The sequence below is a fragment of the Kitasatospora albolonga genome, from assembly GCA_002082585.1.
Lineage (GTDB): Bacteria > Actinomycetota > Actinomycetes > Streptomycetales > Streptomycetaceae > Streptomyces > Streptomyces stephensoniae.
The window spans coordinates 1,279,917-1,293,566 of the sequence record CP020563.1 but is presented as its reverse complement, the minus strand read 5'-3'; the positions used below and the strand labels follow the sequence as shown (position 1 = coordinate 1,293,566).

At 71.8% G+C, this 13,650-nt stretch carries 11 protein-coding genes; 8 read left to right on the top strand and 3 right to left on the bottom strand.

Features of this window, described 5'->3' with window-relative positions; all coding sequences use genetic code 11:
• The first annotated feature begins 82 nt into the window (after window positions 1-82).
• Together B7C62_05520 and B7C62_05515 are read left to right on the top strand one after the other, a co-directional pair.
• Window positions 83-1,048 carry a DNA-binding transcriptional regulator gene (locus tag B7C62_05520; protein ID ARF71773.1) on the top strand — a complete coding sequence of 322 codons (966 nt, stop codon included), beginning with the start codon at window positions 83-85 and terminating at the stop codon, window positions 1,046-1,048.
• Between the two features lie 368 nt (window positions 1,049-1,416).
• Window positions 1,417-1,632: a proteinase inhibitor I78 gene (locus tag B7C62_05515; protein ID ARF71772.1), complete on the top strand. Its 216-nt coding sequence runs from the start codon at window positions 1,417-1,419 to the stop codon at window positions 1,630-1,632.
• 161 nt (window positions 1,633-1,793) lie between these two features.
• Here B7C62_05515 and B7C62_05510 read toward each other — a convergent pair whose 3' ends face one another.
• Entirely contained in the window at window positions 1,794-2,843 is a 1,050-nt protein-coding gene (locus B7C62_05510) for a hypothetical protein (protein ID ARF71771.1), read from the bottom strand.
• 462 nt (window positions 2,844-3,305) lie between these two features.
• Here B7C62_05510 and B7C62_05505 point away from each other — a divergent pair, with 462 nt between their 5' ends.
• Window positions 3,306-4,988, top strand: a complete 1,683-nt coding sequence (locus tag B7C62_05505; protein ID ARF71770.1) for an MFS transporter — start codon at window positions 3,306-3,308, stop codon at window positions 4,986-4,988.
• 95 nt (window positions 4,989-5,083) lie between these two features.
• Window positions 5,084-6,304: an acyl-CoA dehydrogenase gene (locus B7C62_05500; GenBank protein ID ARF71769.1), complete on the top strand. Its 1,221-nt coding sequence runs from the start codon at window positions 5,084-5,086 to the stop codon at window positions 6,302-6,304.
• 67 nt (window positions 6,305-6,371) lie between these two features.
• On the opposite strand, the gene B7C62_05495 is transcribed toward B7C62_05500, so the two are convergent.
• Window positions 6,372-6,815, bottom strand: a complete 444-nt coding sequence (locus B7C62_05495; GenBank protein ID ARF71768.1) for a cell division protein SepF — start codon at window positions 6,813-6,815, stop codon at window positions 6,372-6,374.
• 305 nt (window positions 6,816-7,120) lie between these two features.
• On the opposite strand from B7C62_05495, the gene B7C62_05490 reads away from it, so the two are divergent.
• Entirely contained in the window at window positions 7,121-8,353 is a 1,233-nt protein-coding gene (locus B7C62_05490) for a hypothetical protein (GenBank protein ARF77006.1), read from the top strand.
• A 147-nt stretch (window positions 8,354-8,500) separates the two neighbouring features.
• Here B7C62_05490 and B7C62_05485 read toward each other — a convergent pair whose 3' ends face one another.
• Window positions 8,501-9,451 (bottom strand): ABC transporter substrate-binding protein, encoded by a 951-nt coding sequence (locus B7C62_05485; protein ID ARF71767.1) that lies wholly within the window; start codon window positions 9,449-9,451, stop codon window positions 8,501-8,503.
• A gap of 503 nt (window positions 9,452-9,954) precedes the next feature.
• On the opposite strand from B7C62_05485, the gene B7C62_05480 reads away from it, so the two are divergent.
• Genes B7C62_05480 through B7C62_05470 form a run of 3 tightly spaced genes read left to right on the top strand, consistent with a single transcriptional unit; the run spans window position 9,955 to window position 13,650 of the window.
• Window positions 9,955-10,827, top strand: a complete 873-nt coding sequence (locus B7C62_05480; protein ID ARF71766.1) for an amino acid ABC transporter permease — start codon at window positions 9,955-9,957, stop codon at window positions 10,825-10,827.
• Window positions 10,824-12,665 (top strand): adenylate cyclase, encoded by a 1,842-nt coding sequence (locus tag B7C62_05475; protein ARF71765.1) that lies wholly within the window; start codon window positions 10,824-10,826, stop codon window positions 12,663-12,665. Before B7C62_05480 ends, B7C62_05475 begins: the two co-directional genes overlap by 4 nt.
• A gap of 55 nt (window positions 12,666-12,720) precedes the next feature.
• Entirely contained in the window at window positions 12,721-13,650 is a 930-nt protein-coding gene (locus tag B7C62_05470) for an amino acid ABC transporter permease (protein ID ARF71764.1), read from the top strand.

The window sequence follows — 13,650 nt, the reverse complement described above, 5'->3', positions numbered from 1 at the left end:
GGCCGTCGCTCCCCTCTCGGCTCCGTCGGCTCCCTCGGCTCGCGGACAGGAGCTGTCCGCGGGCCCTGGCAGACTCCTCCCCATGTTGGAGACCTCGGCACGACTGCTGCGTCTGCTCTCGCTGCTCCAGGCCCACCGGGACTGGTCCGGCGCCGACCTGGCCGAACGGCTCGGCGTCACCCCGCGCACCGTGCGCCGGGACGTCGACAAGCTGCGCGAGCTCGGCTACCCGGTGAACGCCAGCCCCGGCACCGGCGGCGGCTACCAGCTCGGGGCCGGGGCCGAGCTGCCGCCGCTCCTCCTCGACGACGAGGAGGCCGTCGCGGTGGCCGTGGGGCTGCGCACGGCGGCCGGTCACGGTATCGAGGGCATCGGCGAGACCTCCGTACGGGCGCTGGCCAAGCTCGAACAGGTGCTGCCCAGCCGGCTCCGCCGCCGGGTGAGCGCGCTCGGCGCCTTCACCGTGCCGATGCTGCGCGGGGCGGAGACCGACACCGTCGATCCGGCCCTCCTCACCGAGCTGGCGGCGGCCTGCCGGGACAGCGAGCGGCTCCGCTTCTCCTACCGGGCCCACAGCGGCTCGGACTCCCGCCGGACCGTGGAACCGCACCGGCTCGTCTGCACCGAGCACCGCTGGTACCTGGTCGCCTGGGACCTGGACCGGGAGGACTGGCGGACCTTCCGGGTGGACCGGATCACCCCGACCCCGCCGCACGGTCCCCGTTTCACTCCCCGCCCCCCGCCCGCCGAGGATCTGGCCGCCTATGTCTCCCAGGGCGTCTCGGTCTCCGCGTACGCGGCGCGGGCGGTGCTCCTGCTGAAGGCTCCGGCCGAGGAGGCCGCCCGGCACATCTCGCCCTCCGCCGGGGTCCTGGAGCCCGTCGACGAGCGGACCTGCCGGCTCACGGCGGGCGCCCCGAACCTGGAGGTCCTGGTGATCCACGTGCTGCTCATGGGGGTCGATTTCGAGGTGGTCGAGCCGCCCGAGCTCATCGACGTGATGACCCGGGCCCGGGACCGGCTGACCCGGGCGCTGCCCGGATCGTGAGATCCGGCCCGTTCGGCAACCCTCCCGGAGCCCGGTGAGAGAAACGTGAGGAAAGGTAAGAGGGATATAAGGGAGCATGAAATTCAGGTGCTCCCGGCCATTCGTGTGACGGGCCGCCGGACGGTGAAATCGGCAGGTCACCCGGGGTGTTTCCGAAGTGCGTACACCCGTTCCGCCGAGAGGCCGCACGAGGGTGGGTGGCCATTTTCCGGCCATGCTTCCGGACGGCCGTTCGGGTGAATAATCCGGGATATATGTGTGTGGGGATTCTGTGACACAAGCGTGACCGCGACGGCACGCGGGGATGAGAGGGGCGGCCCCGCGGCCCGGCCTTCCGTCACGGTCCGAGGCCGCCTACGGTGAGAGGTATGGCCTCACTACCGACCCCTCCCGCACAGCCGGACGACGCCCCCGACACCTATGTCGGCCTCGGTGCCGACGCCGCCGAACAGCTGGCGAGAAGCCGTGGCTGGGACACCGTCCGCGCGGTTCCGCCGGGCACGTTCCTGACCATGGAGTTCCGTTCCGGACGCATCAACTTCCAGGTCGAGGACGCCAGGGTGACCCGCTGCTGGGTGGGCTGACCCCCGCGCCCGCCGCCACCGTGGGCTGACCCCCGTGCCCGCCGCCACCGTGGGCCGACACCCGTGCCCGTACGGCGGCCGACACCCGTACCGTGCCCGTAGAGACGGCGAAGGCCCCGACCCATCGTGGGTCGGGGCCTTCGCCGTGCGGCGGGACCGGTCTAGCCGCCCGTCATCGGGCGCGCCGCCGGGCCGGTGGTGGAGCAGCAGGGGCCGTGGTCCGGGTGCGAGGGCGGACGGCGGGCGCCCGTCGGCGCCGCGCCCGGCCGCTCCGGGCAGACGGTGGGCACGTGGTGCGCCCGCCCCCGGACCCCGGCCGCCAGGTGCCCGGCGGCGGGAGCGCCCGTGCCGGGCGTGACGGCCGCGCCCTCGGCCGTGACCGGCGTGACGGCCGCGCCCTCGGTCGCGATCGACTGGGGAAGCAGTACCGGCTCCGGCGTGCCCCCGGCGGCCGGGGCCGGGGCCGCCCGCCCCGCCCTGCGGTGCTCGCGCCACTGTTCGCGCAGGTCGAAGATCCAGCTCTCCGTCCGGGCGATCAGCGGCTCGAACCAGGGCAGCGCCAGCAGGATGAGCAGCCCCGCCGCCCAGCCCAGCAGCACATCGCTGAGCCAGTGCGTACCGATGTAGACGGTGGTGAGGCCGACGCCCAGCGAGACCGTGGCGGAGACCGCCGACAGATAGCGCCTGGCCCGGGGCGTGGTGGCCAGATAGGCGAGGATTCCCCAGGTCACGACGGCATTGGCGGTGTGACCGGAGGGAAATATATCGCCGCCGGCGAACATCTCGGCCGAGCCGATCTGGGTCGCGTAGTGCGGGCCGAGCCGCCCGAGCCCCAGCTTGACCGCGCCCACCGTCACATTGAGCAGCAGCAGGGCGGTGCCGAGGACGAGGAGGGGCCGGAGCGTGTGCTGACGCCAGGAGCGCCAGCCCAGCCAGCAGGCGACCATCACGGCGGTGGGGCCGCGCTGGCCGAGCACCACGTAGTAGTCGAGGAAGGCGTGCAGTTCGGGCCACTGCTGGTAGGGCCGGAACAGCATGACCTTCCAGTCCAGGGCCACCAGCCAGGACGTCACGAGCACGGCGAAGACGATGGCGAGATAGAACGCCAACGTCCCGCCGAAGAGGGCGGCGCGGTGACGGCTCATCCGCGGTGCCTCTATCTTCGGCGGTTCCGGCTCCCGGTCCAGGCGGGCAAAGATGTCGGTACGCACCCAATCGACGTTACAGCGAGTGAGTGAGCGTGCAGGCCAATCCGGCCGCTTTGTGATGACGATGTGATGTGGACTTCGTCTCAGGACGGTGACTTTTTCCGGGGGCGGAGAAGAATCCCCGTGATCTTGCGTCCCATTTCCCCGGGGCTCCGTTCGGAAGCATGTTTGATCCCCTGGCCAATTCCGTACCGGAGAATCCGCGGGAATTGATCCGGCCATTCGGGGGAGGAGCGCACCGCCGCACCCCGTCCGCGCGGCCCCGCCGGAGGGGGCCGTCTCCCGGTCCGCGGTGGCGTACGCCACACTGTGTGGCGGACCGGTGTATGAGGTGGGCCACGTGTCACGGCACCGAACTCGCGTACGCTGACGGCTCACTCGCCCGTCGATGCCGGGCCCCGGGAGACCGCAGGCCCCGTCCCCGCCGGTCCACCGAGCGCGAGGGACCCATCGGGAGGTAGGTAGATGTCCGGGACGACCACGGCCGGAGCCCGGCTGCGCCGAGCCGCCGAGGGCGCCAACCGCTGGGTCGTCCTCGTCGTTCTCTGCCTCAGCCTCCTGGTGGTCGCGCTGGACGCGACCGTGCTCCATGTCGCGGTCCCCTCGGTCACCGAGGACCTGCGCCCGAGCGCCACCGGACTCCTGTGGATCGTCGACGCCTACCCCCTCGTCTGCGCCTCGCTGCTCATCCTCTTCGGCACGCTGGGTGACCGGATCGGCAGGCGCCGGGTCCTGCTCCTCGGCTACGCGCTGTTCGGCATCGCCTCCGTGATCGCCGCGACCGCCGACACCCCGGCCGTCCTCATAGCGGCCCGCGCCCTGCTCGGCGTCGGCGGCGCGATGATCATGCCTGCGACCCTGTCGATCCTGCGCCAGGTCTTCCCCGACCGGCGGGAGCGGGCCCTCGCGATCGGGGTGTGGACGGCGGTCGCCGCGGTCGGCGCCGCCACCGGGCCGGTCGTCGGCGGCTTCCTGGTCCAGCACTTCTGGTGGGGCTCGGTCTTCCTCATCAACATCCCGCTGATGGCGGTCATCCTGCCGCTCGGCCGCTGGCTGCTGCCGGAGTCGCGCGGCGCCCAGGACGGGCCGTGGGACGTGCTGGGCGCGCTGATGGCCGCGGCCGGGGTGCTCGGGGTCGTCCTCGGCGTCAAGCGGCTGGGCGGCGGCGCGGGCCTCCTGGACCCGGTGGCGCTGGTCCCACTGGCCTTCGGACTGGCGCTGCTGATCCTCTTCGTACGCCGCCAGAAGCGCCGTACGCACCCGCTCATCGACATCTCCATGTTCGCCCGCCCGGCCTTCTCCACCGCCGTCGGCTGCATCGTGCTCGCCATGCTGGCCCTGGTCGGCCTCCAGCTGATCGCCGTCCAGTACCTCCAGCTGGTGCTGGGGCTCAGCCCGCTGGAGACCGGGCTGCGGCTGCTGCCGCTGACCTTCGCCGCGATGGCCGCCGGAGCCACCGGCTCGTACACCCTGCGCTTCCTGGGCCCCCGCAGGATGGTGGGCTGGGGCTTCGTCCTGACGGCCTCCGCCGTGCTGCTGCTCACCTCGATGGGCCACCACGACCGGCCCGTCCTGCTGACCGCGGGCTTCGTCCTCCTCGGCTTCGGGCTCCAGACGACCCTGTTCGGGGCGTACGAGTCGATGCTCAGCGACGCCCCGGCGGAGCGGGCGGGCGGGGCCGCGGCGATAGGCGAGACCTCCTACCAGCTCGGCGCGGGCCTGGGCATCGCGCTGCTCGGCAGCGTCATGAACGCGGCCTACGCCCCCGGCCTCGCCTCCCTGCGCGAGCAGGGCGTGCCCGCCCGCGCGGGCGCGGAGGCGTCCCACTCGCTGGGCGAGGCGTACCAGGTGGCCGCGCAGCTCGGCGGGCCGACGGGAGAGCTGCTGCGTTCGACGGCCCGGCACGCCTTCGTCGGCGGGCTGCACATCACGCTCTTCGTCAGCGCCGGTCTGCTGCTGATCGGGGCGCTCGCCGCGCTGCGGCTGCCGAGGGCCATGGAGTGCCCGCCGAAGGAGGTCCACCTCCCCGTCGAGCGCACGGCCTCCGGGACTTCCGAAGCCGCCCCGCAGCCCCCGGCCGCCCGGGTCACCCTCCCCGCGCGGCGCGAACCGGCCGAGGCCACCGGCTCTGGACGAGCGGCACGCTGAGCCGTAACGTCTCCACGAAGCCTTGACTACCACTGCTAGTTTCCGGAGGGCGGGACGGCTCCCGGTCCTCCGGGCAAGCCGCCGGAGGCACCCTCATGTCCAGCACCGAGTCCGCGAAGCCGTCGAAGCTCCCGCCGTTCGACGCCGCCGACCCCCTCGGCATCGACGATCTGCTCGGCCCCGACGACCTGGCGATCCGCGACACCGTCCGGACCTGGGCCGCCGACCGGGTCCTGCCGCACATCGCCGAGTGGTACGAGAAGGGGGAGCTGCCCGGCGTCCGTGAGCTGGCCCGGGAGCTCGGCTCGCTGGGCGCGCTCGGCATGTCCCTCGACGGATACGGCTGCGCCGGGGCGAGCGCCGTCCAGTACGGGCTGGCCTGCCTGGAGCTGGAGGCCGCCGACTCCGGCATCCGCTCGCTCGTCTCCGTACAGGGTTCGCTCGCCATGTACGCGATCCACCGCTTCGGCTCCGAGGAGCAGAAGCAGCGGTGGCTGCCCGGCATGGCGTCCGGCGAGATCATCGGCTGCTTCGGGCTGACCGAGCCCGACCACGGCTCGGACCCGGCCGGGATGCGGACGTACGCCAAGCGCGACGGCGAGGACTGGGTGCTCACCGGGCGCAAGATGTGGATCACCAACGGCTCGGTCGCCGGGGTGGCGATCGTCTGGGCGCAGACCGACGAGGGCGACGAGGGCCGGGGCATCCGGGGCTTCGTCGTCCCCACCGGCACCCTGGGCTTCTCGGCGCCGGAGATCCACCACAAGTGGTCGCTGCGCGCCTCGGTCACCAGCGAACTGGTCATGGACGGCGTCCGGCTCCCCGCCGACGCGGTGCTCCCGGACGCGAAGGGGCTGCGCGGCCCGCTCAGCTGTCTGAGCCACGCGCGGTACGGGATCGTCTGGGGCGCCATGGGCGCGGCGCGGGCCAGCTTCGAGGCGGCGCTCGACTACGCGCGGACCCGGGAGCAGTTCGGCCGGCCGATCGGCGGCTTCCAGCTCACGCAGGCGAAGCTCGCGGACATGGCCCTCGAACTGCACAAGGGCATCCTGCTCGCCCACCATCTGGGCAGGCGCATGGACGCGGGGCGGCTCCGCCCCGAGCAGGTCAGCTTCGGCAAGCTCAACAACGTGCGGGAGGCCATCGAGATCTGCCGCACCGCGCGCACGATCCTCGGGGCCAACGGGATCTCGCTGGAGTACCCGGTGATGCGGCACGCCACGAATCTGGAGTCGGTGCTCACGTACGAGGGCACCGTGGAGATGCACCAGCTGGTGCTGGGCAAGGCGCTCACCGGCCTCGACGCCTTCCGGTGACCGCGGCACGTCCCGCGGGGCGTACCGACCGGAGGCGCTGACCGGAACTCTCCGGCGAGCGCCCTGCTCAGCTCTGGTTGAAGAAGCCGTCGGTCTTGCGGCCGGCGGCCTCACCGGCGACCACCTGGGTGTCGGCCGGGGAGAGCAGGAAGACCCGGGTGGCCACCCGGTCGATCGAACCGCGCAGACCGAAGATCAGCCCGGCGGCGAAGTCCACCACGCGCTTCGCGTCGGCGGGGTCCATGGCCGTGAGGTTGACGATCACCGGGACACCGTCCCGGAACAGCTCGCCGATGGCCCGGGCGTCCCGGAAGCTGTCCGGGGTCACCGTGGCGATCCGGCGGTCCCGCTCCTCGGCCGCCTCGGCGGCGACCTGCACGCGCGGGTCGGTGACCCAGGTCTGGTTGCCCGTGCCCGTCTCCGTACCCTCGGCGTACTCGTCGTCGTAGTACCGCTCGTCGTTGTCCTCTACGAGGCCCAGCCACGCACTCGCCTTGCGCACCGATCCCATGGACGCCTCCTCTCAACCGCGGTTCCTTGGTGTTCCGCATCTCTTTCGTATCCCTATGGTCGTCCATGATGCGGATACCGCGCCAAGTGGATAGTCGCCGCGCAGGCGATTCGTGACGGTACTGGTGCAGAACATGTGGCGGTTCGTCAAGGTTCCTCCTGGATAACGGGGGTTCCGATGAGAAAATATGATGCGCCGGTCCGTACGGGTGACCTGGGGGGCGTACGGGTGAACGGATCACTCGATACGATGCACGGCGCTCAGGTGCGCGAGTGGCGCGCACCGGCTGGAACGGCTCGCGGGGGATGCTCGTGTTCGGAATCGTGAGGCCCTGTACCCACCGGCTCTCCGAAGGTCTGCGGACCGAGTGGATGGCCCATCTCTGCGGTCTCTGCCTGGCTCTGAGGGCGGATCACGGACAGTTCGCCCGGATTGTCACGAACTATGACGGTCTGATCGTTTCTGTTCTGACGGAGGCTCAGACCGGTACCACCCCGGCCGGGCGGCGCACCGCCGGACCGTGCCCGCTGCGCGCCATGCGGACCGCCCCGGTCGCGATGGGGGAGGGGGCCAGGCTCGCCGCCGCCGTTTCGCTCGTCCTCGCCTCCGCTAAGGTGCGCGACCACGTGGCCGACCGGGACGGGCTGTTGGCCCGCAGGCCGGTCGCCGCCGCTGCCCGCCGGGTGGCGGCGGGCTGGGACCGGGCGGGTGCCCGTACGGGGGCGGCGCTCGGCTTCGACACCGCCCTCCTGGTCGACGCGGTCGACCGGCAGACCGGCATCGAGACCCTCGCCGGGCCCGGCACCCCGCTCCTGACGGTCACCGAACCCACCGAGACGGCCACCGCCGCCGCCTTCGCGCACACCGCCGTCCTCGCCGGGAAGCCGCAGAACGCGGCGCCGCTCGCGGAGGCCGGACGCCTCTTCGGGCGGCTCGCGCATCTGCTGGACGCGGTGGAGGACCGGGAGGCCGACGCCGCGTCGGGCGCCTGGAACCCGCTCACGGTGACCGGCACCCCGCTGACCGAGGCGCGCCGGCTCTGCGACGACGCGCTGCACGGCATACGGCTGGCGCTGCGGGAGGCGGAGTTCACCGACGGCAGGCTCGTGCATGTGCTGCTCGCCCATGAACTGCGGCGCTCGGTGGACCGCGCGTTCGGCACCTCCTCCTGCTCGCACACGGGGCTCGATCTGCCGGAGGGCTCCTTCGGGCCGCCGCCGGGGAATCCGTACGCTCCGACGCCGGGCGGTCCGCACGGCCCGGTGCCCGGGAACCCGTACGGTCCTGGAGGTCCCGCCGCCCCGCCGCCGCCCCGGCCGCCCCGGGACCGGCGCGGGCTGATCGCCGGGTGCCTGGTGTGGGCCGGGCTCGCCTGCACCTGCCAGATGTGCTGCGGGAGCTTCGAGGACCCCTGGAGCCGGGAGCGCCGGGACGGGCTGTGCCAGAGCTGCGGGGACTGCTGCGAGGCGTGCAACTGCTGCGGCCAGTGCGGCGAGGGCTGCTGCTGTTGCGGCGAGTCCTGCGGCTGCGACTGCTGAGGCGGCCGGGGCGGAGGCGGCCGAGGGCGCCACGGCCGGGGCCCGCCCGCGCGGAGGATGTCCGGCGGGCGGGTCCGTGGCGTGCCTTGCCGGTCGGGCCGGTCGGGTCCGTGGGGGCGTCCTGTGCCCGGCCGGGCCTGCGCCGGGCTACTTCGGTGCGGGGCCCTTCAGCTCCGGCGGTGAGATCTGCGACGTCTCGATCGCGGACTCGGTGGTGCCCCACTTCTCCAGAATCCGGTCGTAGGTCCCGTCCTCCTTCAGCCGGTTGACCGCGGCCTGGAAGGCGGGCGCCAGCGGGGTGCCCTTCTTGAAGGCGAAGCCGACGTCGAGGCGCTTGAACTCGTTGACGAAGCGCAGCCCCTCCTGCTGGCTCACGGCGTAGCGCAGCCCGTTGATGGTGGACATGATCACGTCGCTGCGCTTCTGCTGGAGGGAGAGCCAGACCGCCGCCACGTCGGAGTACGTCTTCACCTCATAGGGCTTCTTGCCCTCCTCCGCGCACCGGCCCTTGTTCTGCTCCAGCGTCACCTCGAAGGTGGTGCCCGCGGTGGTGCCCACGGTCAGGCCGCACAGCGCGGTGAGGTCCTTGACTTCCTTCAGCTCGCTCTCCTCGCGGACGGCGAAGCCCTGGCCGTCGTTGATGTACGTCACGAAGTCGATGGTCTTCAGGCGCTCCTCGGTGACGCCGAAGTTCCCCGTGCCCAGGTCGTACTTCCCGCTGCTGAGCGCGGGCAGGATTCCCTCGAAGGACGCCACCTCGCGCTTCAGCTCAAGGCCCAGCACCTTGGCCGCCGCATCCGCGAAGTCGATGTCCGCGCCGGACAGCGTGGTGCCGTCCTTCTCGTAGAAGGCGCCGGGCGGGGAGCCGGTGGCGGCGGCGATCCGCAGGGTGCCCGCCTTCCGGACCTCCTCGGGCAGCAGCGCCGCCGCAGGCTCGTGCTTCTTCACCGAGGACACCACGTCCGTGGTCGGGGTCTTCCCCTTGGTCTCGCCCTTGGCGGAGCTCGCCCCGGGCTCCGCCGGGTCCGCGCAGGAGGTGAGGGTCAGCGCGGCGACGGCGATGAGGGCGAGAAGGGCGCTGTGGCGCGATCTGGACATGGTTCTGTTCTCTCCGGGTTCGTCAAGGTATGCCGACCGGCCCCGTGCCCGGAAGGCGCGGAGCGGTGACGGAAGGTTCAGCAGGTGCACGTGAGGTTCGGTGGTGCGCGAGAACGTGCGGCGGGGCGAGGGGAGGGTGACGCGGGTGCGGTGGAGGTGAAGTCACGCGAGGAACGGTGCTCCAACGCCTTCAGAGCAGGCGTGAGCAGGGAAAACCGGACAGCAGAGGGTCAGCTCAACAGGAAGAGGACCACACGCGACCGAAGTCGATGTGGGAGCGGGTGACCAGCCACTGCTGCGAATGCATGGGGCCAGTGGAACAGGCATCCGGGTGCACGTCAACTGAGATGAGACAAGCGGCTCAGATCGTGGACAGGCTTGACAACGCGCCGTGTTGACCGCTTTTCTCGGAGGCGGACCGGCGCTGAGGGGCCCGGTCCACGTGTGGTTCGTGGTGTGAAGGTACGCCCCGTGTTCGATCTCAGCATCCACGGAGCCTTCGCATGTCCCCGCAGACCGATCTGCTGCCTCCCTCTTCCTCCGCGCCGCCCCCCGTGAAGAACGACGGTGACGATGCGGTGCCCCGTATCGTTCCCGTCCGCCGAACGGGCCGCTGGACAGCGGCGGTTGCCGTGCTCGTGCTCCTCGGTCTGGCGCTGAACTCGGTCATCCGCAACGAGGCGTTCCAGTGGGACGTCGTCGTCTCCTACTTCGCCACCGCGTCCGTCCTGCGCGGACTCTGGCTCACCCTCTGGCTCACCGCCGTCGTCATGGTGCTCGGCTTCGCCCTCGGAGCCCTCCTCGCCGTCCTCCGGCTCTCGGGCAACCCCGTTCTCCAGGCGGTCAGTTGGGGGTACGTCTGGCTGTTCCGGTCCACCCCGATCCTGGTCCAGCTGCTGTTCTGGTTCAACATCGGCGCGCTGTACCCGCAGATCCTCGGCGTCTCCACGGTCACCCTCCTCGGCCCGGTCACCATCGCCGTCATCGGGCTCACCCTGCACGAGGCCGCGTACGCCGCCGAAGTCGTGCGCGGCGGCATCCTCTCCGTCGAACGCGGCCAGGTGGAGGCCGCCCAGTCCCTGGGGCTCGGCCCCTGGCGGCGCTTCCGCCGCATCGTGCTGCCGCAGGCGATGCGTTCCATCGTGCCGCCGGCCGGGAACATGCTGATCGGCACCCTCAAGGGCACCTCCATCGTCAGCATCATCGCCGTGCAGGACCTGCTCTACTCCGTCCAGCTCGTCTACCACCGCACGTACGAGGTCATCCCGATGCTGCTCGTCGCCACCCTCTGGTACGCGGCGGTCACCTCCCTGCTGAGCTTCGGCCAGCGCTATGTGGAGCGCTACTACGCCCGCGGTACGGCGGGTGCGCGATGAGCGCCGCGCCCACGCTCGTGGTGATCGGCGGCGGACCGCGCGGCACCGGGGTCATCGAACGCATCGCCGCCAACGCCCGTGAGCTGTACGGAAATCTGCCCCTGGACATCCATCTGGTCGACCCCCATCCGGCGGGCGGCGGGCGGATCTGGCGGCCGGACCAGTCACCGCTGCTCTGGATGAACTCCATGGCCGAGGACGTCACCATGTTCACCGACGACACGGTGGAGCTGGCCGGACCGGTCGTCGAGGGGCCGGACCTGCACGCCTGGGCGGAGGAGGTCCGCGCCGGACGCGTCACCCCCGACGCCGAGCCCGCCGTACTGGCGGAGATACACGGCCTCGGCGGCCAGGACTTCCCCAGCAGGCGGCTCCAGAGCGCCTATCTGCGCTGGACCTACCGGCGCGCCCTGGCGGACCTGCCGCCCTCCGTCACCGTCCACGAGCACCGCACCACCGCCCTCGCCGTCACCGGACCGCACGGCGGCCCCCAGCGCGTCCGGCTGAAGGACCGCGCCGAACCCCTCGTCGCCGATCTCGTCGTCCTGACCGTCGGCCATCTGGACGCCGAACAGGAGCCGGAACTCACGGAGTTGAAGGACTTCGCCGAGCGGCACGGGCTGATCCACCTGCCGCCCGACTTCACCGCCGACACCGACCTCACCGCCCTGCCCGCCGGGGAACCGGTGATCGTCCGGGGCTTCGGCCTCGCCTTCATCGACCTGATGGTCCTGCTCACCGAGGGGCGCGGCGGACGCCACGAGAACGGCACCTACCTGCCATCGGGACAGGAACCCGTGCTGTACGTGGGATCGCGGCGCGGGGTCCCGTACCACTCGAAGATCGGTTACCCCTGGAGCGGCGAACGCCCGCCCCTGCCCCGCTACTTGACCCCCGCATGGGCGGACGGGCTGCTGAGCCGTCCCGGGCCGCTGGACTTCCGGCGCGATGTGTGGCCGCTGGTCGCCAAGGAGCTCGGCCACGCCCACTACCACCGGCTGTTCACCGCCCACCCCGAGCGCACCGCCCTGGACCCGGAGGTCTTCGACGCCAAGTACGCCGCCGCTGACCCCGGCAGCCCCGAACTGGACAGCCTCGTCGCCGGTGCCGTACCCGACCCCGCCGACCGGCTCGACCTGGAAGCGCTCGACCGGCCGCTGGACGGCATCACGTACGGGAGTGCCGAAGCGCTCCAGGAAGGGGTGCGCGCCTACATCACCGCCGACCTGACCCGACGTCACGACCCGGACCACAGCACGGATCTCGCCGTCTTCCTCGGCCTGCTCTCCGCCTACGCCCAGCTCGTCCGGCTCGGCGACATCGGCACCTGGTGGCACGGCTTCTTCAGCTACCTCGCCTCCGGCCCGCCGGGACCCCGGCTGGAACAGCTCCTCGCCCTCTCCCGGGCCGGCGTCGTCCGCTTCCTCGGCGCCGAGGTCACCGTCGAGGCCGACGAGGAGCGCGGCGTCTTCCGGGCGGGGAGCGCCACCGTCCCCGGCGAGCACGTCGAGGCCCGCGCCCTGGTCGAGGCCCGCCTCCCGGACCCCTCGATCCGGCACACCGCCAGCCCGCTGCTGCGCACCCTGTACGCGGGCGGGGCCGCCGTCACCGACACGGGGCTGCTCTCCGTGGACCCGGCCGACAGCCGCGTCCTCGACCGCGAGGGCACCCCGCACCCGCGCCGCTTCGCGCTCGGCCCCTTCACCACCGCCCGCAACAGCGGCGCCTTCACCCGCCCCCGTACCGGCGGCCCCGCCTTCCGGCAGAACGACGACGCGGCCCGCGCCGCCCTCGCCTTCCTGCGCGACCTCTCCTGTAGCGACCGGCTTGCCTCCTGAGCCCGCCGCACCCACCTCCGTACCACCGCCGCCACCGCTCCCAAGGAACCCCGCCATGTCGCTGACCAGCGATCCACCCATCGATCCAGCCGCCGGTACGCCGGGCGGCCCACCAGTCGGCCCGGCCGCCGGAAAAGCGGCCGGGTCCGGCACCGACTACGGGGAGCTGACCGTCGTCCCGGCCCGTCACCCCTGGCGCTGGGTCGCCATCGCCGCGACCGCGATCCTGGTCGCCCAGTTCATCAACGGGCTGGTCACCAACCCCGGTTGGGAATGGGACGTCTTCGCGCAGTTCTTCGCCGCGCCGGTCATCCTCAAGGCCGTCTGGCTCACCCTCCAGCTGACCTTCTACGGCACGGTCCTCGGCTTCGCGCTCGGCATCGTGCTGGCCTTCATGCGGCTGTCGGCCAGCCCGTTCCTGCGGACGGTCGCCTACGGCTACATCTGGGCGTTCCGCTCGATCCCGCTCATCGTGCAGCTGCTGTTCTGGTTCAACCTCGCCTATCTCTACAAGGAGTTGCAGTTCGGCATCCCGTTCGGGCCGGGCTTCTTCACCTTCGACACGATGAACCTGGTCGGTGCGGTGAGCGCCGCCGTCCTGGGCCTCGCCCTGCACCAGGCGGCGTACGCAGCGGAGATCGTGCGCGGCGGCGTACTGGCCGTCGGCAGCGGGCAGTTGGAGGCGGCCGCCGCCCTCGGCATCCCCAAGCTCCGTCAGCTGCGCCGGATCGTGCTCCCGCAGGCCATGCGCTCGATCCTGCCCAACGCGGCCAACGAGATCATCTCGCTGTTCAAGGGCACCTCGATCGTCTCCGTCATGGCGATCGGCGAACTCTTCTACCAGGTCCAGGTCGTCTACGGCCGCAGCGGCCGGGTGGTCCCCCTGCTGATGGTCGCCACCGCCTGGTACATCCTCCTGACCACCGCGCTCTCGATCATCCAGTACTACGTCGAACGCCACTACTCCAAGGGAGCCGTGCGATGA

What these genes read in the sequence shown, in the direction of transcription:
- B7C62_05475 (ARF71765.1), top strand. Translation starts at nt 10,824, where the DNA reads ATGAGCGCCGCGCCCACGCTCGTGGTGATCGGCGGCGGACCGCGCGGC.
- B7C62_05500 (ARF71769.1), top strand. Translation starts at nt 5,084, where the DNA reads ATGTCCAGCACCGAGTCCGCGAAGCCGTCGAAGCTCCCGCCGTTCGAC.
- B7C62_05470 (ARF71764.1), top strand. Translation starts at nt 12,721, where the DNA reads ATGTCGCTGACCAGCGATCCACCCATCGATCCAGCCGCCGGTACGCCG.
- B7C62_05480 (ARF71766.1), top strand. Translation starts at nt 9,955, where the DNA reads ATGTCCCCGCAGACCGATCTGCTGCCTCCCTCTTCCTCCGCGCCGCCC.
- B7C62_05485 (ARF71767.1), bottom strand. Translation starts at nt 9,451, where the DNA reads ATGTCCAGATCGCGCCACAGCGCCCTTCTCGCCCTCATCGCCGTCGCC.
- B7C62_05495 (ARF71768.1), bottom strand. Translation starts at nt 6,815, where the DNA reads ATGGGATCGGTGCGCAAGGCGAGTGCGTGGCTGGGCCTCGTAGAGGAC.
- B7C62_05520 (ARF71773.1), top strand. Translation starts at nt 83, where the DNA reads ATGTTGGAGACCTCGGCACGACTGCTGCGTCTGCTCTCGCTGCTCCAG.
- B7C62_05490 (ARF77006.1), top strand. Translation starts at nt 7,121, where the DNA reads ATGCTCGTGTTCGGAATCGTGAGGCCCTGTACCCACCGGCTCTCCGAA.
- B7C62_05515 (ARF71772.1), top strand. Translation starts at nt 1,417, where the DNA reads ATGGCCTCACTACCGACCCCTCCCGCACAGCCGGACGACGCCCCCGAC.
- B7C62_05505 (ARF71770.1), top strand. Translation starts at nt 3,306, where the DNA reads ATGTCCGGGACGACCACGGCCGGAGCCCGGCTGCGCCGAGCCGCCGAG.